18 protein-coding genes and 3 pseudogenes are annotated in these 19,439 nt (G+C 61.1%); 8 read left to right on the top strand and 13 right to left on the bottom strand.

Going from position 1 to position 19,439, the window contains the following annotated elements; genetic code table 11:
- Positions 1-9: 9 nt before the first annotated feature.
- A complete protein-coding gene (locus tag AC0T4W_RS20140) occupies positions 10-189 on the bottom strand; it encodes a rubredoxin (RefSeq protein ID WP_476322039.1) in 180 nt (59 codons plus the stop codon).
- Entirely contained in the window at positions 186-1,391 is a 1,206-nt protein-coding gene (locus AC0T4W_RS20135; RefSeq protein WP_476322037.1) for an alkane 1-monooxygenase, read from the bottom strand. Before AC0T4W_RS20135 ends, AC0T4W_RS20140 begins: the two co-directional genes overlap by 4 nt.
- Positions 1,392-1,610: 219 nt before the next feature.
- On the opposite strand from AC0T4W_RS20135, the gene AC0T4W_RS20130 reads away from it, so the two are divergent.
- Together AC0T4W_RS20130 and AC0T4W_RS20125 are read left to right on the top strand one after the other, a co-directional pair.
- A complete protein-coding gene (locus AC0T4W_RS20130; protein ID WP_476322035.1) occupies positions 1,611-2,633 on the top strand; it encodes an AraC family transcriptional regulator in 1,023 nt (340 codons plus the stop codon).
- Between the two features lie 23 nt (positions 2,634-2,656).
- Positions 2,657-2,818 (top strand): annotated as a pseudogene (locus tag AC0T4W_RS20125) (hypothetical protein); the annotation flags it as partial.
- Positions 2,819-2,909: 91 nt separating this feature from the next.
- Here the strand turns inward: AC0T4W_RS20125 and AC0T4W_RS20120 are convergent.
- The 11 genes and pseudogenes from AC0T4W_RS20120 to AC0T4W_RS20070 form a co-directional block, all read right to left on the bottom strand.
- On the bottom strand, positions 2,910-3,146 hold the full coding sequence (locus tag AC0T4W_RS20120) for a hypothetical protein (protein ID WP_476322033.1): 237 nt from the start codon (positions 3,144-3,146) through the stop codon (positions 2,910-2,912).
- A gap of 239 nt (positions 3,147-3,385) precedes the next feature.
- On the bottom strand, positions 3,386-3,568 hold the full coding sequence (locus AC0T4W_RS20115) for a DUF1289 domain-containing protein (protein ID WP_476322031.1): 183 nt from the start codon (positions 3,566-3,568) through the stop codon (positions 3,386-3,388).
- Positions 3,569-3,571: 3 nt separating this feature from the next.
- Positions 3,572-3,943: a hypothetical protein gene (locus AC0T4W_RS20110; RefSeq protein ID WP_476322029.1), complete on the bottom strand. Its 372-nt coding sequence runs from the start codon at positions 3,941-3,943 to the stop codon at positions 3,572-3,574.
- Between the two features lie 96 nt (positions 3,944-4,039).
- Positions 4,040-4,398 (bottom strand): annotated as a pseudogene (locus tag AC0T4W_RS20105) (His/Gly/Thr/Pro-type tRNA ligase C-terminal domain-containing protein); the annotation flags it as partial.
- Between the two features lie 19 nt (positions 4,399-4,417).
- Positions 4,418-5,764 carry a glutamine synthetase family protein gene (locus tag AC0T4W_RS20100; protein WP_476323819.1) on the bottom strand — a complete coding sequence of 449 codons (1,347 nt, stop codon included), beginning with the start codon at positions 5,762-5,764 and terminating at the stop codon, positions 4,418-4,420.
- A gap of 24 nt (positions 5,765-5,788) precedes the next feature.
- The gene (locus tag AC0T4W_RS20095) at positions 5,789-6,346 is read right to left on the bottom strand and encodes a helix-turn-helix domain-containing protein (protein WP_476322027.1); all 558 of its coding nucleotides are present in this window, start codon (positions 6,344-6,346) and stop codon (positions 5,789-5,791) included.
- Positions 6,347-6,417: 71 nt separating this feature from the next.
- Positions 6,418-7,707, bottom strand: a complete 1,290-nt coding sequence (locus AC0T4W_RS20090) for an NAD(P)/FAD-dependent oxidoreductase (RefSeq protein WP_476322025.1) — start codon at positions 7,705-7,707, stop codon at positions 6,418-6,420.
- A 125-nt stretch (positions 7,708-7,832) separates the two neighbouring features.
- Positions 7,833-9,485 carry a diguanylate cyclase gene (locus AC0T4W_RS20085; RefSeq protein WP_476322024.1) on the bottom strand — a complete coding sequence of 551 codons (1,653 nt, stop codon included), beginning with the start codon at positions 9,483-9,485 and terminating at the stop codon, positions 7,833-7,835.
- Positions 9,478-9,876, bottom strand: a complete 399-nt coding sequence (locus AC0T4W_RS20080) for a response regulator (protein ID WP_476322022.1) — start codon at positions 9,874-9,876, stop codon at positions 9,478-9,480. The genes AC0T4W_RS20085 and AC0T4W_RS20080 overlap by 8 nt, the downstream gene beginning before the upstream one ends.
- Positions 9,877-9,882: 6 nt before the next feature.
- Entirely contained in the window at positions 9,883-14,358 is a 4,476-nt protein-coding gene (locus AC0T4W_RS20075) for a PAS domain S-box protein (RefSeq protein WP_476322020.1), read from the bottom strand.
- A gap of 30 nt (positions 14,359-14,388) precedes the next feature.
- Positions 14,389-14,553, bottom strand: a complete 165-nt coding sequence (locus AC0T4W_RS20070; protein WP_476323816.1) for a hypothetical protein — start codon at positions 14,551-14,553, stop codon at positions 14,389-14,391.
- Between the two features lie 204 nt (positions 14,554-14,757).
- Between AC0T4W_RS20070 and desA the strand changes: the two genes are divergently transcribed.
- The 6 genes and pseudogenes from desA (at position 14,758) to AC0T4W_RS20040 (ending at position 19,417) form a co-directional block, all read left to right on the top strand.
- A complete protein-coding gene (desA, locus tag AC0T4W_RS20065; protein WP_476322018.1) occupies positions 14,758-15,945 on the top strand; it encodes a delta-9 fatty acid desaturase DesA in 1,188 nt (395 codons plus the stop codon).
- A 198-nt stretch (positions 15,946-16,143) separates the two neighbouring features.
- A complete protein-coding gene (locus AC0T4W_RS20060) occupies positions 16,144-16,341 on the top strand; it encodes a hypothetical protein (protein ID WP_476322016.1) in 198 nt (65 codons plus the stop codon).
- A gap of 463 nt (positions 16,342-16,804) precedes the next feature.
- Positions 16,805-18,070: pseudogene (locus AC0T4W_RS20055) on the top strand (OprD family porin).
- Between the two features lie 155 nt (positions 18,071-18,225).
- Positions 18,226-18,549, top strand: coding sequence for an ArsR/SmtB family transcription factor (locus AC0T4W_RS20050; protein WP_476322014.1), 324 nt, complete (start codon positions 18,226-18,228; stop codon positions 18,547-18,549).
- The gene (locus tag AC0T4W_RS20045; RefSeq protein WP_476322012.1) at positions 18,549-18,980 is read left to right on the top strand and encodes a YeeE/YedE family protein; all 432 of its coding nucleotides are present in this window, start codon (positions 18,549-18,551) and stop codon (positions 18,978-18,980) included. Before AC0T4W_RS20050 ends, AC0T4W_RS20045 begins: the two co-directional genes overlap by 1 nt.
- Positions 18,981-18,982: 2 nt before the next feature.
- A complete protein-coding gene (locus AC0T4W_RS20040; RefSeq protein WP_476322010.1) occupies positions 18,983-19,417 on the top strand; it encodes a DUF6691 family protein in 435 nt (144 codons plus the stop codon).
- The last annotated feature ends 22 nt before the right edge of the window (positions 19,418-19,439 follow it).

The following is a 19,439-nucleotide window of genomic DNA, read 5'->3' as shown; positions in this document are numbered from 1 at the left end:
TGGGTGCTGCTACCCGGCCTGGCGCCCCTCAAGGGCGATGAAGTCGGGTTTGTCGCGCACACAGCATTGCGGGCAGTTGTAGTCGTCAGGCAGGTCGGCAAACGGGGTGCCCGGTGCATAGCCGGTGTAGCTGTCGCCTAATTGGCTGTCGTAAACAAACCCACACTCCGGACATTCATGTCGGCTCATGCGGCCTCCTGCTGTGTGGCCATCTGCTCAGTTTGCAAGCCGTATTGGCGGATCAATTGCTCACGTTTGGCGGGTAGGAAGTTGATGCGGCTGACGTCACCGTCCACTGCAGCGATCAGGCAGGGATTCATCAAACGGAACCAAATCGGCGGCACATAGGCTGCGAGGAACATGCCGAAGTAGCCGGAAGGCAGGCGCGGCAAGTCGGGAAAGTCACGCAACGCCTGGTAGCTGCGGGTGGGGTGCGCATGGTGGTCAGAGTGGCGCTGCAAGTGGAACACCACCAGATTGGACACAATGTGGTTGCTGTTCCATGAATGACGCGGCTGACAGGCTTCATAGCGGCCATTGGGCAGCTTTTTGCGCACCAGGCCGTAATGCTCAATGTAGTTCGCCGAGGTCAGCTGGAACGCGCCCCAGAAGGCGACCAGCAACAGCACCGGCACCATCGCCGGGCCAAACAGGGCAATCAGGCCGCCATACAGGGCCAGCGTCACCAGACCCGCCTGGACAATTTCATTGCCCAGGCTCCACGTTGAGCGGCCCTGACGCTGCATGCGCTCGGCTTCCAGGTCCCAGGCGCGGAAGAATGCACCCGGCAGTTCACGGAACATAAAGCGATAGATGCTTTCGCCCATCTGTGAAGAGGCCGGATCTTCCGGGGTAGCCACATGCCGGTGATGGCCACGGTTGTGCTCGATGGAGAAGTGTCCGTAGCCGCCCAGTGCAGTGTTGAATAGGCCCACTTTGCGGCCCAGCCAGTCCTTTTTATGGCCCAGTTCGTGACTGAGGTTAAGGCCAAAGCCCAGCATCGAACCCGTCACCACTGCCGTCGCCAGCCAGCTGTACCAGGGCAGCTCATGGGTGGCGAGGAAGATGCAGTTGAACAGCATGCCAAACCACAGCACAGGCACCACGGCGTAATTGATCGCGCGGTAATAACCGTCGGCCTCAAGCGCCGGCACGGCGGATTCCGGCGGGTTGCTCAGGTCTTCGCCAAGGAGTTTGTCCAGCAGCGGTACGCCGATGTAGAAAAATGCCAGCGCGCCAAAGAACCACAGCTGACTGGTTGCGCCCAGCAGATGCGCCAACGGCCCGATAATCACAGCCACCGGGGCCACCACTGAGAGCAGCCAGGCATAGCGTTTGCGGTCACGGAAGAGCGTTGGGTCGGCGAGGGTAGTGGGCATAACGGCACTCATACAAAACTCCTTGGTTTTTGTTGTGAGCCTAGGATGCGCTGTACGATTGTCGGACAATACCGTTTACGCGGGCAGAATATCGTCATATGGTGCCAATTCGCCGGGTCACGCTTAACGCCAGCACAAGGTCGGGGTGTGTTGCGCCTGGCGTCTGATCAATTGTGTGGCCGCCGCGCCGCGCGCGGCCTATGCGCTCAACCACCTCTGCGGAGTCGCCTCATGTCCGACGCTCAAGCTTGGCTGCAACCTTGCGTGCATCCGGTGTATGCCCGCCTGCTGTGTGCCGAGTTGCGGCGCGCGGGCTTTGAACCGGCGCAGATCGTCGATGGCACGCGCCTGGATTGGACGGCGCTGCACAGCGACAACCGCTTTCTCAGCTTTGCCCAGTTCCGCCGTTTGGCCTTACGCGGGCTGGCGTTGAGTGAGTGCCCCTGGCTGGGCTTGCGGGTGGGCACCAGCACCCAGCTCTCGACCCACGGCGCACTCGGCGTATTGGCCATGGCCAGCCCGACCGTGGCACAGGCCCTGCTGGCGGTGCAGCGCTTCACCAGCTTGCGGGAGAATTTCGCTACCTTCAGCATCGAACAGGGCGAGTACCTCACGCTGCACCTGCATGAAACGGTGCAGAGTGAGGATATTCGCGAGTACGTGCTGGGGCACATGGTCGCGGGCATGCTCAACCTGCTGCACACCGTCAGCGGTCAAGCGCTGAGCGAGCACATCAGTATTCACTGGCCGTTTGCCGAACCGCCGTGGGCCGAGGCCTACCAGGCGCTATGCCCGCAATCGACATTCGGTGCCACGCAGTTGCGCATGCAATTACCGTTGTCGCTGCTTGACTGCCCCAGCCTGGCCAGCGATGCCGAAGCCTACCGCCTGGCTTTGCGCGACTGTGAGCATCAGCTTAAACAGTTGAAGGGCGGCAGCATCAGCCAGCGTATTCACCAACGCCTGCTGAGCTGTGACGGTTGCTACCCGACACTGGAACAGATGGCAGGGGTTGAATGCATGGCTGCACGCACGTTGATTCGTCACCTGCGCGAGGAAGGCGTCACCTATCAGCAGTTGCTCGACAGCGTGCGCGAAGAATTGGCCTGCTGGTTGTTGCTGCACAGCTCAATGAGTGTGGAGGCCATCGCCGAACGCCTGGGCTATCAAGACACCTCAAACTTCAGCCGCACCTTCCGCCGCTGGCTGGGCGGAACCCCGCGTGATTTTCGTCAGGGGCAAACGCGGGGCTAAAACATGCTCCGCCGCCTGCTAGGTCGCTGGACGGCAGCGTACGCTTCTATGGGCTGACGCCGACCAATATGCAGCTGGAAGGGTTGGATCGGCATCTGCGGCTGATTGAGAGCTACAAGAAGCTCCATGCAGCGCGGGCCAGGGCGGCCGCTGTATCGGATTCAGTATATGGGATGCATGTTTGAAGACATGCTTAGCCGTTGTGGAGGGCATGCCCGCGATTCGCACGCATGGCGTGCGCCTACAGGCTTGCGACAGTTGAACTCTGTCGCAAGCCTAGGGTTTGCGAGTTTCCTGCAGCTTGGCCAGCAAGGCTTCGGTTTTTGCCAACTGCTCGGCTTCGCTGAGCTGCGGGTTGTCCAGCACGCTGTCGAGCTGTTCGATCAGCTCGCTTTGCCGGTTGATCCGTTCATCCAGCTGTTCCAGTTTGCGCTGGTTGTGCCAGCTCCACAGCGCCAGGGCGCAGGCGGCCAGTACCACGGCGGCTAGCACGATCATCGTCAGAGTATTCATCGCGGCTCCAGGGTTTTGCGCATCAGCATGCGCGGCAAAATAACAGTGCCGCGCGTCAACGTCTGTGCCTGCTCCGCAGAAAATCCCTGGCCGGCAAAGAATGGCTGCGCCACCAGGCTGGCTTCGGTAAAGACCGATGTTGCCCCAGCGGCTTTTACGCACGGTTCTGCGGCCGTATACAGTATTGCGACTACACCTTGCTCAAGTCGCTTAAGACGCGTTTCGGCTGGTGCGCGAGGTTAGGATTTCTTCTTGCACAGGCTTTTCAGGCGTTGGCTGGCGCGTTGTACGGCGGCCATTTTCTCCGGGCGCTTCATGCGCTTCCACTGTTTGATTTCGGCCTTGCTGCGCCCGCAGCTCAGGCACAGGTCGCCGCTCAACTGGCAGACGGAAATACAGGGGTTCTCAATCTCTTTAGCCATGCTTCAGCGCTTGCTCGAACGCTGGCGCGCCAGGCGCTGTTGCCAGTTGCCGTCATCGACGCGCAGGCACTGTTGTTCGTTGTCGAAGTGCACATGGGCGGCCGGCGTTTCGAGTGCAATCTCGGCAGCCTGCAAGGCAGCTGCGGTGAGTGTCTGCATCAGGCGATCCTGGCCCTTGGCGATGGCGGCGTCCTGTTCGGCCTGGCTGGCGAATATCCAGATCACTCGCAGGCTAGCGGGGAAGCGTTGGTAATCGACGTCATGGGTCAGCCACTGGAAGCCGACAATTTCGGCCTTGCCGGCTTCGCAGGCGTCGGTGAGGGTCGCGGCCAGTGTCCGTTCGATCCGGCTTTGCTCGCGCTTGGTCAGGCTCATGGGGTTCCTTGCGGGTGTGGGGCGGCCGTGCAGGATAACGCCTGGCCAACAGGTTTATGCAGGTTGCTAAGCGGTGCACCGCCAGCAACCTGCTGATCAGGCTGTCGCGTCCTGACCGGGCATACGGGCCTCAGTGCTTAGCCGTGCGACCCGTTCAGCGAGCGCCAGGCTGCCCAGGTTGTCGCCGGCGCGGCTGCGCAGGGTGACGCGGCCTTGGGCTTTTCCTGCTCACCGATCACCAGCAGGTAGGGCACTTTCTGCAGCGTGGCTTCGCGGATCTTGTAGCCGATCTTCTCGTTGCGCAGGTCGGCTGCCGCACGCAGGCCGGCGCGTTTGAGCGTGGCGAGTATTTGGCGGGCGTAGTCATTCTGGCCTTCGGAGATGGTCAGCACGGCGGCCTGTTGCGGCGCCAGCCACAGCGGGAACAGGCCGCTGTACTGCTCGATCAGAATGCCGGTTTTGCACATTGATAGCTCACATAAACCAGCGGTACTCCCGCGCACTGACTTCCTGCATAAACGCCAGGTGATCCTGGCGCTTGTTCTCGCAGTAGACCATGACAAATTCCTCGCCCAGCCCCTGATTGACCACCGGGTGGTCGCGCATGGCGCTGACCGCGCCGAGCATGTCCTGGGGGAAGTCGATGCCGCTCTGGCGGTTGTCGTTAAGCGGCGCAATTGGCTCTTTACCCGCATCCAGGCCGTGCTCCATACCGGTGAGGATCGCCGCCAGCACCAGATAAGGGTTGGCGTCAGAACCGGCCAGGCGGTGTTCGATGCGCAGGTTTTTGCCGTCTGACTCAGGTATGCGGATACACGCATCGCGGTCCTCATAGCCCCAGCTGGCGCGGCTGGCGGCGTTGACCATGGCGCCGTAGCGGCGGAAGGCGTTGTGGTTGGCAGCGAAGATCGGCATGCAGTGCGGCAGCAACTCCAGGCAGCCGGCCACCGCATGGCGAAGCGGGCGTTGTTCATCGGCAGCCAGCAGATTGTGGCCAGCGGCGTCGTACAGGCTGACGTGCACATGCATACCGCTGCCCGGTGCGTGCAGGTAGGGCTTGCTCATAAAGCTGGCGCGCTGGCCGCGCTTGAGCGCCACGCCACGGGTGCTGCGGCAGAACAACGCGGCCCAGTCGGCAGCGCGCAGGCCGTCATCGCAATGGCCGAAGTTGATCTCGAACTGGCCGGGCCCAAGCTCGGCGGTGATCACGTTGGCGTCCACGCCCTGTTCATTGGCGGCGTCGACAATCTCGTGCAGCACATCGGAGAAGCGCGACAGGCGCTCGATATGCATATTTGGCTGGTCGTCTTCATCACCGCACAGCGGGTCGCGGGGGAACTGCGGCAGGCCGTCTTGCAGCTTGCGGTCAAACAGATAGAACTCCAGCTCGAACGCCACCACCGGGCGGATACCGCGTGCGGCCAGGCGCTTGAGCACACGGGCGAGCACTTCGCGCGGTTCGAACTCGATGGGCGCTTGCGTGCCATCGGAACTGATCAGCATCTGCCCCAGGGGCTGGCTTTCCCAGCGTACTGGCTTGAGGGTGCCGGGGATCAAGCGGCGCGGCGCGTCCGGGTCGCCGTCGTTAAAGCAGTAGTCGCCAATCGGGTGCAGGCCGCCTTGTACGCCGAGCAGCACGCAGTTCTGCGGGATTTTCAGCGGGCTGCCGGCAGCGACCTTCTCCAGCATGTCGATGGGGTAACGCTTGCCGTAGAAATGCCCGGGAATGTCCAGGCTGATCAGGTCGACATAGCGCACCTCGGGGTGGGCGGCGCGGAAGGTGCGGACTTCGCTGAGCAGGTCGGGGAATGCTGTTGTTATTGTCATGGCGGTTATCTGCGCGGGTTAGTTAAAAACCCAAAGCACTCGTGTGGGTAAATCGGAAAGGTTGGCGTAGCGAAACTGCGCGTGCGGCGGCAGCTGGAAGCTGTCATTCGGGCCGAGGGTGACCGGCTCGGCGCCTTCGCCATACCAGATGGTCAGCTCACCTTCGAGAACAAAGCCGCCCTGTTCGGAGCTGTCGTTCAAATGCCCATCGCCGCTGGTGGCGCCGGGCTGCAGATGGCTTTCGAGCATGGAGAAGCCGCCGGCCATGGTCGGCGAGGCCAGCACGTCGGTGATGCCGCCGGCGTAATACAGCGTGCGGCGCTCGCCGGGACGGGTGACCCAGGGCACGGCGCGTGGCTTGCTCAGGCTGTAGAAGTAGGTGGTCGGCACGCCGAGGGTTTCGCTGATGGCGGTGAGGTCGGCCACGGTCGGGCGCGACAGGCCGCGCTCGACCTGGGAGAGGAAGCCCACCGAGCGGTCGATACGCGCCGCCAGCTCACCCAGGGTGAGGTTCTTGTGCTTGCGCAGGTCGCGGATCAGGATCGCCAGACCTTCGACTTCTTCCTGCATGTCCATGGGGTTGCCTTATGGCGTAGCCCGGATGCAATCCGGGGAGGGTGGTCCCGGATTACATCCGGGCGACGGGTTCAAATCACGTCACGCAGGCGATACCACGCCTTGCCCACGGCTTCGATCGGCGCGGCGAGCAGGTCGCCGCCGGGGAAGCGTGGGTTGCTCAGGCCCTGATACAGCTCAAGCAGGTCGGCGTCACCGAGGATCGCATCGCTGACTGCGCGGGCGGCGGCCAGGGTCGGCAGGATGCCGTGGCCGGAGAAGCCCTGCAGCCAGTACTTCTGCCCGTTGCGGCCGACATCCGGGGTGCGGTGCATGGTGCAGTCGATATGTCCGCCCCAGCCGTAGTCGATCTGCACGTCGCGCAGTTGCGGGAACACTCGCTCCAGATAGGGCCGGGTGGCCGCAGGCACGTCAGCCGGGATGCCGCCCAGGTAGGTGCAGCCGCCGCCGAACAGCAGGCGGTTGTCTGGGGTGACGCGGAAGTAGTCGGGCACGAACTGGTTGTCGATGGCACAGGTGCCGCGCGGGAACAGCGAGCGCGCCAGCTCTGGGTCCAACGGTGCGGTGGCGACCTGGTAGGAGCCGACCGGCAGCAGGCGTTTCGCCAGTTGCGCATCGAGCTTGTCGATATAGGCGTTGCAGGCCAGCACCAGCACGTCGCTGCGCACCTCGCCCTGTTCGCTGCGCGCCACATAACCGTCGGCCGTCTCTTGGTAGCTCAGCGCCTTGCTTTGCTCGAAGATTTTACCGCCGGCCTTTTCGATGGCATCGGCCAGGCCCTGGGCCAGTTTCAGCGGGTTGAGGTGGGCGGCGCCGCTGTCATGCAGGGCGGCCAGGTAGCGTGGGCTGGCGATCCACTCGGGCAGTTCATCCTTGGGGATAAAACTCAGCTGCGAGTAGCCGTATTTTTGCTCGGCTTCTTCCAATCCTTCCTGTAGCTGGCGCACGCGGCGCGACAGCACGGCGGTGTAGATCGCGCCGGTGCGGTAGTCGATATCGAAGTTGTGCCGCTCGGGCAGCTCGCGCATCTCCTCGGCGGCCCAGACCATGCTGTCCCACAGGCGGCGGGCGCGCTCTAGCCCCAGGGCCTTCTCGAACGGCGGCATATCGCAGGACCAGCCCGGCAGCGCCTGGCCACCGTTGCGCCCGGAGGCCGCCCAGGCCAGGCGGCTGGCTTCCAGCACGACCACCTTCTTGCCCGCCAGGGCCAGGCGCAGCGCGGTGTGCAGGCCGCTGAAGCCACCGCCGATAATCAGCACATCACACTGCAACGCTTCCTGCAGGCGCGGGCGCAGGGGGATCGGACCTGGGTAGGTGCCGGCGTAGTAGGTGCCGATATGCTGGGCGGATTGTTTGAACATGGCGCGCCTCATGAAATTCTATTTAAATAATTTCATGAAAATCTACGCGATAAATTTCATAAAGCCAAGTTTGGCTGCGACTACATGTGGGAGGTGCTTTAGCGGCCAGCTTTAAGTCGCGCCGACTAGCGCACCTGGTTACGCCCACCGTTTTTCGCGGCGTAGAGCGCGCGGTCGGCTTTATCCAGCAGGTCGTCGGCCCCCCCTGGTGCGTCTTCGGTGCAGGCGATGCCGGCGCTTAGGGTTACCGAGAACTGCTGGCCTGCGGCGATAAAGTGCAGCTCGGCAAAGCGCTGGCGAATTTCATCGAGAATGCGTAGCGCTTGGTCCGCTGGGCAATCCGGCAGCACCACGAGAAACTCCTCACCGCCATAGCGGCCCAGGCTATCGATGCGCCGCAGGCGTTGGCGCAGCAGGTTGGCCAGTGCGCGAATCACGTTGTCGCCAGCGGCATGGCCGTAGCTGTCGTTGACCTTTTTGAAAAAGTCGATATCCAGCATCGCCACGCTGGCCGGCTTGCCGCTGCGCTGCGCGCGCTCCAGTTCGACCGCCGCCTGCTCCTTGATATCGGCATGTTTGAGCAGCCCGGTTAGGCTGTCGCGGGATAACGCGTTACTCAGTAGGCGCGCGCGCTGGGCGCGGGAGAACACGGCGGCGACTAGGGCGTTGTCGGAAATCGGTTTGGTGACGAAGTCATCGCCGGCCTTGATCAGGGCGTTCATCTGCCGGGTGATGTCGGTTTCCGCCGATAGGTAGATGATCGGCACGCGCAGCCAGTCATCGTTCATGCGGATGATCTGCGCCAGCTCAGGGCCGGTGCAGTCGGGCATGCTCACGTCCAGCAGCACCACCTCGGGGTTGAAGCTGCGCATGCAGGCGAGGATATCTGACGGCTCGTGGAGCATCTCCACCAGCATATTGGCACCGCGCAGAATTAGACTAAAGCGGCTGGCCAGTTCGCGGTCGTCGTCGATGATCAGCACTCGGTACGGCTCGCCCTGTTGCAGGGCAAAGCAGCGCTCTAGGCGATTTTCCAGCTGTGGGATGTCCACCGGCTTGGTGAAAAAACCCATGGCGCCGACTCGCACGGCTTCAAGGTAGGTGGCGAAATCATCCTGGGTGGTGATCACCAGCAGCGGCAGTGGCTCATCCAGGCGTTGTTGCAGGTCGGCGGCATACTCCAGGCCGGTAAGGCTCTCGTCGGGCAGGTTGACGTCGACGATCAGCGCATCGGGCAGTTGCTGCTGCAAGGCGTCGTCGAGGTCGGCGATGCGGGTGAAGTGCTCGGCGTGGTAGCCGAAATTGTTCAACGTCAAGCGCATGTTTTCGCCAATCGCCAATTGGTCTTCGAGGATATAGATGCGCCGAGCGCTGCTGTTCGGCCGTGGTGGCTTGACCGCATGGGTGGCCGGTTCCTGGCTGCGTTCGGCCTGGAATTGCTGGCGTGCCAGTTGCTGCAGGCTGTGGCTGAAGTCTTGCAGGCTCTGCTGTTCCTTCTGCAGGGTTTCCAGCCATTGATCGGCCTCTTGCTCCAGCTCGCGGGCGCGCTGGCCGAGGCTGCTGAAACCGAAGGTGCCAGCGGCGCCGGCCAGTTTGTGCAGTTGGTCACGCAGGCTCTGCAAATGTTGCAGCTGTTCCTGCGGGTCGGCGGTGTGCAGCAGGCGTTCGGCGTTCTGCGCAAGGGCCGGTAACTCTTCCTGCAGACGCAGGGCGAAGGCATTGCTCAGTTGCTGCAGATGCTGCTGCAGCTCATCGGAGGCGCTCTTACCTTTACTCATGGGCCAGACTCCAGATTTTGCGCACCTGCGCGGCCAGCTGCATCGGGTCGAAAGGTTTGATGATCACATCGCGGGCACCGAGGCTGCGGTAATGGGCGATTTCCGCCGGTTGCACCTTGGCGGTCATAAAGGCTACTGGCACCTGCGTGATGTCGATCAGCCGGGCGATGCGCACCAACGTCTGCGGGCCGTCCATGTCCGGCATCATTACGTCCAGCAGGATAAAGTCTGGGGCAAAGCCTTGCAGCTGGTCCAGGGCGTCCTGGCCAGATGAGCAACTGAGCACCTGGAAGCCGCCGACGGCCTCCAGCGCCAGCTTGGCCACGGCCTGAATCGAGGGGTCGTCCTCGACGTGCAGGATGCGCTGTAGGGTTTGTTGAGGGTTTGTCACGGTAGTTTATGCATGCCGGTTGTCCTCGGGGTTGGCGGACGATTCGGGCGCCGCCTCTAGGGCTAGGGTAGTCAGTTCGAACCAGAAAGTCGCGCCGTGGCCGGGGGTTGAGTCGAAACCGATCTGCCCGCCCATACGTTCAATGATTTCTTTGCTGATCGCCAGACCCAGGCCGGTACCGCCTTTCTTTCGCGTGTCGGTGGCGTCTGCCTGGGAGAATTTGCTGAATATCTGCGTCTGGAAGCTTTCTGGTACACCGGGGCCATGGTCGGTCACGCTGACGCGGATGCGCGTGTCATGCTGCTGCACGCGAACATCGACGGTCTGACCCTGCGGCGAGAACTTCGCCGCATTCGACAGCAGGTTGGCCAGCACCTGGGTCAGGCGCAGTTTATCGACCCGTACTCGGGCGAGGGTGGCCGGGCCTTGCAGTCGTAATTGCACCTGGTAGTGGTTGGCGTACGGCTGGTTTTCACCGATGGCCTGTTCCAGCAGCGGCTGCAGCGCTTCGTCGTGCAGCTCGAAGAGCATTTTGCCGGCCACCAGTTTGTCCATATCGAGCAGGTCGTTGATCAGCAGGTTGAGGCGCTGGCTGTTGTCCTGGGCGATCTGCAGCATCTGCTGCATGCTCGCCGGCACCGCGCCCAAGGCGCCGCCGTTGATCAGACCGAGGGAGCCGGCAATTGCGGTCAGCGGAGTGCGCAGCTCATGGCTGACGGTGGAGACAAACTCGTTCTTCATCCGCTCGATGCGTTTGCGCTCCTCGATATCGCGGATCACCGCAATAAAACGCCGCTCGCCCTGGTGGCTGATCTGCGAAATAGCCAGCTCGATGGCGAAGGTCTCGCCGTTCTTGCGCATGGCGCTCAGCTCAATTTCCTTGCCGAGCATTTGCTGGATACTGGTTTTCAGGAAGTGGCTGAGGTGGCGCGCACGCATCGAGCTTTGCGGCTCGGGTATCAGCAGCGTTACCCGGTGTCCGGAGACCTCCAGGTGGCTATAGCCGAAGATGTGCTCGGCGGCGTGGTTGAAGGTTTCGATATAGCCCTGCTGGTCGAAGGTGATGATCGCATCGAGCACGTTATCAAGTAGCGTACTTAGGTAGTCTTCACGCTCGCGGATGGCCATTTCAGTTGCGATGCGTTCGTTGAAGTCTTGAATTTGTGCGACGAAATGCACCGGTTGATTGTCGCTGTCGCGCACCAGCGCCACGCTGAGCAAGACCCAAATAATACTTCCCTGGCTGTCCAGGTAGCGTTTCTCCATCTGGTAGGTGTTGATCTCGCCAGCCAGCAACTCTTCGATATGCAGCAGGTCGGCATCCAGGTCGTCGGGGTGGGTGATCTGCTGGAAGTTGCTGCGCAGCAACTGCTCGCGGCTATAGCCGAGCATTTCGCAGAGCACTTCATTGACCTCCAGCCACTGCCCTTCCAAGGACACCAGGGCCATGCCCTGGGGGGCCATGCTGAAGGCGCTGCCGAAACGCTGCTGGCTGAGGCGCAGCTGATCCTCCACGGCCTTGCGGTCGCTGATGTCCCAGATAAAACCGGACACCCATTGCAGTTCGCCATGGCTGTCGTATTCGCCACGGCCTTTTTCCCGCACCCAGACGCTGTGACCATCGGCGTGCAGCAGGCGGTAGGTCAGCTCGAAGGACTCCTGGCGTTCGATGGCGGCCACCGCGCGGAAGGTGATCGGCAGATCGTCGCGGTGCACAATGCTGGAAAAGCTGCGTACGCGGTTGTTGATAAAGTCGTTGGCCGGGTAACCGCTGAGCACCTGGATTTCTTCACTGAGGTAGCTCATCGACCAGCTTTCATCGTTACGGCAGCGGTACACCGCGCCTGGCAAGCTGCTGACCAGGCCGCGAAAGCGGCTCTCGCTTTTTTGCAGGGCGCGGGTGGTCTGCTGCAGGTCACTGATGTCACTGGCGATGCCCAGGTAACCCGTGATCACGCCGTCAGCATCATGCATGGCGCTGACGGTGAGGTTGACGATGCGCTGTTCGCCATTCTTGCGTCGGTAGGTCCACTGGCGGGTTTCCGGCTCGCCCTGATCGGGGAGGTAGGTAAACACTGCAAAATCGCTGACTGCAGTGCCCAGTTGTTGGCTTAGCTGGCGGCTGCGGGCCTGTATTTCCTCGCTCAGGTGGAACCTTGCGGGGCTGTGTAGGCCAATCACTTCCTCGCTGCGATAACCCAGCAGGCGTTCGGCACCAGAGTTGAACAGGGTGATCAGGCCGTCGCGGTCGGTGGTGATGATGGCTACGCCGGTGGCTGAGTCGAGTACCGCTTGCAGAAAGCGCCTCGCCTCGCGGGTCTCCTGTTCATGGATCATGCGTTCCAGGGTGGTGCCGACCCAGCGGGCGAACAGGCGCATAAACTCTTCGTCGGCATCATCAAATGGCGTATCGCGCGCCTCGCTTGAGGTGAAGCACAGGGTGCCAAAGCGCTGGCCAGCGACCCAGATGCTGGTGCCGATATAGCTTTCCAGGGCGAACAATGAGTAGCAGGGGTGCGCGGCATATTCACTCTGGCCCATGGCGGCAATGGTCAACACATCGTTGCTGCACAGGGTGAGGCTGCAATAAGTATTGCCGAGCGCAAAGCACTGGCCATCCTGCAGGGTTTCGGGCGGCGACACCTGAACTTTTACCTGGTAGGTGTCTGCCTCAATCTGGCTGATGATGCCGATGGGCATGCCATAGAACTTGGCACCCAGCTGCAGGGCTTGGCGCAGCTGTTCATGGCTACTGATCCTGGGCAGTGCCGCAATCTCATTGAGTGCGCGTAAGGCGGCTTGCTGGCGTTGTATGCGTCGCTGGGTCTGGGCGCGTTGGCTGTCACGGCGCAGGGCATCGAGCAACTGGCCGAGGGTGGTCAGCAGCGGTTGTAGTTGGGCGGCAAATTGTTCGTTGTAGCCGCCTTCGCGGTTGGCCAGGCCGAGCATGCCGAGCAACTCGCCGTTGGCATGAATAGGCAGGCCGGCAAACGCTTGCAGCGGCGGATGCCCCGGCGGCAAACCGGCGCTTTGTGGGTGGTTGGCCGGGTCGTTGCTGATCAGCGCCTGGCCGCTGCGGATCACCTGGCCGAACAGGCTGTTGGGGTTGCGAAACTCTAGGCCCTGCGGCGCATGGGCGTCGTAGAACGCACGGCTTTGTGCATCCCAGGCGATATTGCTGATGGCGAAGGTACGCAGGAAGGGCGCGCCTGCTTCGTCATGGCGGATTTCACCAACAAAGCCGAACTGGCTGGCGCTGACCTCAAGAATCCGCTCGAGCAGGGTGTTAAAGGCCTCGCGCTGGTTATCCGCGTTGATATAGGCGGCCTGAATCTGGGTGATCAATGCCAGCAGCTGGCGCGACTCTTCGCTTTGCTGGTGCTTGTTTTGCAACTCGGCGTGATGGCGGCGCATGGCCCTCTGGCTGCTGTGCCGGGTGGCTTGCAATAGCAGCAGTAACAGCATTTCGGCGGCTAGCCAGGCCAGCAGCCACTTGACCACCAGCCAGCGTTCTTCGTGTTGATGCATGCTGTACAGCGTCGTGATATCGCGCCAGGTCAGGGCCATAACGGCGCTGTTCGCCTCGGCCTGATAGCCGTTCAAGTGCACTTGGTTGAGTAGATAGGTACGGCCTTGATCATCCAGCAGCTTGAAGGTATTGCCTGCTTCCGGCGCCGGTAGGCGATGTTGCGCCTGCCAGTTCTGCACCTGCACCTGGGAAAAGCCCGCCAGGTGCCAGTAGTCGCGATCAGCGTGCGGAGCGCGCAGCATCTCACCGCTGCTGCCTGGCGCTTGTGCCTGGCGTTTGAGCAGCAGGGCCACCCCGGCCCCCAGCTCGCGGTCCAACTGTTGCAGGTTGCCCAGCACATCCAGGCTCACCTCTAACGCGCCGACATTAAGGCGGCCACCCCTATTCTTGTCGATTTGCAGTGGCACGATGGCGCGCATGCTCAGTGTTTCACCCTCCACCGTTAGGCCTGCGTTAGCCGATGCCTGGCTCAGGCTGTCCAGCAACATGGGCCGTTGTGCGGCGGGAAAGTCGGCAAACCACTGCGGCTCATGCACCCGCAGTAGTACTTCGGCCGTGGGCGCCAGGTGGATATACAGGGCGAAGGGGCGAATGCCTTGCAGGTTGCGCCAGCGCGGGGCGAGGCGGGTGTACAGCTGGTTGCGAATGGCACTCAGGCTTTGTGCATCAGTCGGCTCAGTGCTTTGCAAAGCATGGGCTTGGCGCACCAGCTCGACCAGCCAGGCGTCGGCGGCGATGGTCTCGGCCAGCAACTGCGCCTGTTGCTGCAGCTCCTGCTGGTTGTTGCGCAGGGTCAGGCTTTGCAGCTCATGCTGTTTGGCGATTTGCAGATTCCACTGCGTTTCACGCTCGTTCAGGGCAAAGCCACCGAGCACGCTGAAGAAGATCGCCAGACCCAGGCTACCGAGGCCGACGATCCAGGGGATCGTGCTGGACTTTACGTCTGTTTGCATCAGGTGGCCCGAGGGTGTCTGCTGGGTGTGCTACTCATACACTGCGCTGCGCTGTTGCACCAACAGCTTGGCCAGTTCTGTTGCCGGTTGCGGATGACCAAAATAGTAGCCTTGAGCATGCCCGCAGTCGAGTTGCTGGAGTAACTCGACCTGCTCGGGCTGTTCGCTGCCCTCAGCCAGCACCTTGAGCCCAATGCTAGCGCGCGGGCGTTCGAGTCAGTCAGAGCCGCATCGGGGGTTGTCCATGATGGGCCGATTAGTCCGGTTTCTGATGTCGATAAGGGGGCGGCACTCTTATGCAAAAGACCAACTGGTTTTCTGATCCGGGTCAGGGATAATGGTTGCCGGCCTGTGCTAGAAATAGACAGCGTCTTTCCTTCTGCACGAGGCACACGACCCATGTGGTACAACGGTTTTCTTGATCTGTCGGTCTGGCAGCTGATCGCAGTCACCCTGCTGATGACGCACGTGACCATCGTCAGCGTCACGGTTTATCTGCATCGCTACTCGGCGCATCGCGCGCTTGAATTGCACCCAGCGCTGAAGCACTTCTTCCGCTTCTGGCTGTGGCTGACCACGGCGCAGAACACCCGCGAGTGGACTGCAATCCATCGCAAACACCACGCCAAATGCGAAACCGTCGATGACCCGCACAGCCCGGTGATCAAGGGTCTGAGCACCGTGCTGCGTACCGGTGCCGAGCTGTACGCCGAAGAGGCGAAGAACCCGGAAACGCTGCGCATCTACGGCAAGAACTGCCCGGAAGACTGGATCGAGCGCAATGTTTACTCACGCTTCCCCATGGCTGGTATCAGCCTGATGGCGGTGATCGACCTGGCGCTGTTTGGCGCTGCAGGCATCACCATCTGGGCGGTCCAGATGATGTGGATTCCGGTCTGGGCCGCAGGCGTGATCAACGGTCTGGGCCATGCTGTTGGCTACCGCAACTTCGAATGCCGCGATGCCGCGACCAATCTAGTGCCTTGGGGCATCCTGATCGGCGGCGAAGAACTGCATAACAACCACCACACCTACCCCAACAGCGCCAAGCTGTCGGTGAAGGCGTGGGAGTTCGACATGGGGTGGTTCTGGATCAAGCTATTCAGCCTGTTCGGTCTGGCCAAGGTGCAACGCGTTGCGCCCATCGCCCATCGGGTAGAAGGCAAGCGCAGCCTGGACATGGACACCGCCATGGCCATCCTTAACAACCGTTTTCAGATCATGGCGCAGTACCGCAAGTTGGTGATCGCACCGCTGGTGCAGCAAGAGCTGGCCAGGGCTGATGCCTCGGTGCGTCACCACTTCCACCGTGCCAAGCGTTTGCTGTCGCGTGAGCCGAGCCTGCTCGATGAAACCCACCAGGCGCGTATCCAGCGCGTGTTGGAGCAAAGTCATGCGCTCAAGGTGATTTACGAGAAGCGTCTTGCCCTGCAGCAGATCTGGGTGAAAACCAGCGCCAATGGCCACGATATGCTCGAAGCCATCAAGCACTGGGTCAGTGACGCCGAAGCCAGCGGTATTCAGTCGCTGCGCGAGTTTGCCGAGCAGCTGAAAACTTACTCACTACGCCCGGCTGGAGCCCTCTGACACCCCGGTGTTGCTCAAGCCCGCCACTTGGCGCAATGCAGTATTAGCAACGCAGGTAATTTTTCAACGGCCTGCTAAGCGGCGGCTAAGCGCGATTGTCCCCTCTCCCTTCTCCCCAGTCCCCGCTCCCTCAAATGGGAGAGGGGTGCGAAACGCCCATATTCGCGGCGACGGCTAGGTTCGCTGGTTTAGCGGCAAGTGTTTTTTAGCCGTGAAAGCTTACCCGGCAAGCCGCATATCATCGTCGGCATCGCCGAAGACCTCACCGAAAAGAAACAGCTGGCAGGCGAGGTGCGCCGCCTGACCTTCAGCCACGAGGGCACAACCTTCGGCTTGACCCTGAGTCAGGGCCTGACCAACCTGCAGCCTGAAGACACCAGCCTGGATGCCTTGTAGCGCGTTGGCATGTTGCTGGATAGATGGGGTGGCGATAACCCGCCTGTTTGCTTTTTGCCATAGGCGACAAACCGCTTATTGCCTCTTTGCCAGGCGTTCATAAGTCCGCTGTTAAACCTGAAAAACCGTGTACTAGAGGCACTGGTTGGCCGTTTTTGGCAGCTGGCACAGTATCTGCCTAGGGCTCAGCGCATAACGGCCTGGATTATCGGCCGACAATAAAAATGAAGAGACCTGCGCCATGATTTTTACCTGTCCGCTGCTATGTCCTCATCTCCCAGTTCGCGCTGACTGCCTTCACGCGCTCACCTGATTTTTGTATTGCACAGCCGGCCCTGACGGCGGCGCTCGTTCGCCTGCCTGGCCTGCAATACATCCCGAATTCGGTGCGCGCCTGCCGCTTCACTCGCTGAAGACAGTACCCGCGCCGATGTGCAACCCACACACAACTGGAGAACACATAATGAAAAAGACCTCCCTGGCCCTGGCCGTCGCCGCCAGCACCCTGGGCTTGTCCCTGAGCCAAGTCGCCCACGCCGATTTTATTGGCGACAGCAAAGCCACTATCGAAGCGCGTAACTTCTACTACAACCGTGATTTCCGCGAAGACGCTGGTCCGCACAAATCTGAAGAGTGGGCTCAAGGTTTTATCCTGCGCGCTAACTCCGGCTTCACCGACGGCACTGTGGGCTTCGGCGCTGACGCCATCGGTATGTTCGGCTTCAAGCTGGACTCCGGTGACGGCACCGCGGGCAGCGGTCTGCTGGTTCCGGATATCTCGTCCAAAGGCTCGCAAGATAACTACTCCGGTCTGGCAGTCGCGGCCAAGGCGAAGATCTCCAACAGCACCCTGCGTGTCGGCCAGATGCAGTTCAAGAACCAGGCAATTGCCTCCAGTGATGGTCGTTTGCTGCCGCAAATTTTCCGCGGCGGTAACCTGGTATCCTAGGAAATCGACGGTCTGACCCTGGATGCCGGTTACCTCGATGAGGTCAACAACCGCAACTCGCAAGACTATCAAGACATGACCCTGAACACCTATGCCCACAGCGGTATCAGCTTCAAGGGTGGCAGCAGTGCGAACAATACCAACGAGTTTGTCTTTGCCGGTGGTAGCTACAAGCTCACCAAAGACCTGACGGCTGGTTATTACTATTCCAACCTGGAAGATCTGTACAAACAGCATTCCTTTAATCTGGTGCATGTACTGCCGTTGGGTGACAAGCAGAGCCTGAAGACCGACGTGCGCTATGCCCGCTCGACCGATGACGGCCTGAGCAATGTCGATAACAAGGCCTTCGGTGCGATGGTTACCTACAGCCTGAGTGCCCATAAATTTGGTCTGGGCTACCAGAAAATGAGCGGTGACACCGGTTTCGCCTATGTCGGCGGTACTGATCCGTTCCTGGTCAACTACGTGCAGATCGGCAATTTCGCTGCCAAGGACGAGAAGTCCTACCAGGCACGTTATGACTTCGACTTCGCTTCTGTTGGCGTGCCTGGTCTGACCTTTATGACGCGTTTCCTGACGGGCGATAACATCGACCGTGGCCGCAACGTTTCCGAGGGTAAGGAGCGTGAGCGCAACACCGAACTGATGTATGTATTCCAGGATGGCGCCCTGAAGAATCTGGGTGTGCGCTGGCGCAATGCCACCGTGCGCAACAACTTCAGCCGCGACATCGACGAAAACCGTCTGATCGTCAGCTACACACTGCCACTGCTCTGATTGTGGTGGTCTCAGGCTGAGCTGTTGCATCCAGCTCGGCCTGAGCAGCATAAGAAGCCCGGACTCTGTTCCGGGTTTTTTGTGGCTGGCGTCTGGTGCTTGCCATTCAATATATAAAAGAATAGATTGTTTTTATCTTAACTGAGCTGCTTGTCATGACGCCTGAACAACCGCCAATCGATATTCAGCAACTGCGTGCCAATGCCGATGCGGCGGGGCAGTTGCTCAAGGCCCTGGGCAATCCGGATCGCCTGTTGCTGCTGTGTCAGCTGTCCCAGGGCGAACGCAATGTCAGCGAGCTGGAAACACTGCTGGGCATTCAACAGCCGACGCTGTCGCAGCAGCTGGCGGTGTTGCGCCGTGAGGGCCTGGTAGAAACCCGGCGCGAGGGCAAGCAGATTTATTACCGCATCTGCAGTCCAGCCGCGCTGGCGGTGATCAATACCTTGTATCAGCTGTTCTGCGCCGGTGAGCATTGATGACTATCGACTGGTACAACTTCACGCCCTGGAGCGCCCTGGCCGGTGGTGCGTTGATCGGCCTAGCCGCCAGCCTGTTCGCCGTACTAAATGGCCGGGTTGCCGGCATCAGCGGTCTGCTCGGCAGCTTGCTGGAGCGTGGTGAAGGGTGGGGCGAAAAGGGCCTGTTTCTGCTGGGTGTACTGCTCGCGCCGCTGTTCTGGCAGCTATTTACCCGCTTGCCCGAGATTGAGATTCACAGCAGCTGGCTGGCGCTGATGGTTGCCGGGTTGCTGGTCGGTGTCGGCACCCGCTATGGCACCGGCTGCACCAGCGGGCATGGCGTTTGTGGCTTATCGAGGTTGTCGCCGCGCTCACTGGCCGCAACCTTGAGCTTTATGGCTGCCGGGTTCGCCACGGTGTTTATCCTGCGTCATCTGCTGGGGGCTTGAGCATGCGCAAACTGATGGCCTTTCTCGCCGGTGTAGTTTTCGGTATCGGCCTGCTCACCGCAGGTATGGCCAATCCGGCCAAGGTGCTGGCGTTTCTCGACCTGGCCGGCGCTTGGGACCCTTCATTGGCGTTGGTGATGGCGGCGGCAATTGGCGTGGCGTTTTTGCCCTTCAGTTGGGCGCGCTGGCAACGCAGCAGCCTGCTCGGTGCGCCGATGCAGTTGCCGAGCAAGCGCGAGCTGGACCGCCGGTTGATCGGCGGCAGCCTGTTGTTCGGTATCGGCTGGGGTATTGCCGGCATCTGTCCGGGTCCGGCTGTGGCGCTTCTGCTCACCGGTCGCTGGCAGGTGCTGCTGTTCGTGGCGGCCATGCTGGTGGGCATGCTGCTATTTGCGTTGCTGGAGCGTCGTACTGCTGCATCTGGGCGGGCGTTGTGAGGCGTGTATCAATATCTTCTGG

The sequence above is a fragment of the Pseudomonas sp. C7.1 genome (genome assembly GCF_056312395.1).
The sequence above is the reverse complement of the archived record's forward strand: the minus strand, read 5'-3'. Positions and strand labels throughout refer to the sequence as shown.

What these genes read in the sequence shown, in the direction of transcription:
- AC0T4W_RS20140 (WP_476322039.1), bottom strand. Translation starts at nt 189, where the DNA reads ATGAGCCGACATGAATGTCCGGAGTGTGGGTTTGTTTACGACAGCCAA.
- AC0T4W_RS20135 (WP_476322037.1), bottom strand. Translation starts at nt 1,391, where the DNA reads ATGAGTGCCGTTATGCCCACTACCCTCGCCGACCCAACGCTCTTCCGT.
- AC0T4W_RS20130 (WP_476322035.1), top strand. Translation starts at nt 1,611, where the DNA reads ATGTCCGACGCTCAAGCTTGGCTGCAACCTTGCGTGCATCCGGTGTAT.
- AC0T4W_RS20120 (WP_476322033.1), bottom strand. Translation starts at nt 3,146, where the DNA reads ATGAATACTCTGACGATGATCGTGCTAGCCGCCGTGGTACTGGCCGCC.
- AC0T4W_RS20115 (WP_476322031.1), bottom strand. Translation starts at nt 3,568, where the DNA reads ATGGCTAAAGAGATTGAGAACCCCTGTATTTCCGTCTGCCAGTTGAGC.
- AC0T4W_RS20110 (WP_476322029.1), bottom strand. Translation starts at nt 3,943, where the DNA reads ATGAGCCTGACCAAGCGCGAGCAAAGCCGGATCGAACGGACACTGGCC.
- AC0T4W_RS20095 (WP_476322027.1), bottom strand. Translation starts at nt 6,346, where the DNA reads ATGGACATGCAGGAAGAAGTCGAAGGTCTGGCGATCCTGATCCGCGAC.
- AC0T4W_RS20090 (WP_476322025.1), bottom strand. Translation starts at nt 7,707, where the DNA reads ATGTTCAAACAATCCGCCCAGCATATCGGCACCTACTACGCCGGCACC.
- AC0T4W_RS20085 (WP_476322024.1), bottom strand. Translation starts at nt 9,485, where the DNA reads ATGAGTAAAGGTAAGAGCGCCTCCGATGAGCTGCAGCAGCATCTGCAG.
- AC0T4W_RS20075 (WP_476322020.1), bottom strand. Translation starts at nt 14,358, where the DNA reads ATGCAAACAGACGTAAAGTCCAGCACGATCCCCTGGATCGTCGGCCTC.
- desA (WP_476322018.1), top strand. Translation starts at nt 14,758, where the DNA reads ATGTGGTACAACGGTTTTCTTGATCTGTCGGTCTGGCAGCTGATCGCA.
- AC0T4W_RS20050 (WP_476322014.1), top strand. Translation starts at nt 18,226, where the DNA reads ATGACGCCTGAACAACCGCCAATCGATATTCAGCAACTGCGTGCCAAT.
- AC0T4W_RS20045 (WP_476322012.1), top strand. Translation starts at nt 18,549, where the DNA reads ATGACTATCGACTGGTACAACTTCACGCCCTGGAGCGCCCTGGCCGGT.
- AC0T4W_RS20040 (WP_476322010.1), top strand. Translation starts at nt 18,983, where the DNA reads ATGCGCAAACTGATGGCCTTTCTCGCCGGTGTAGTTTTCGGTATCGGC.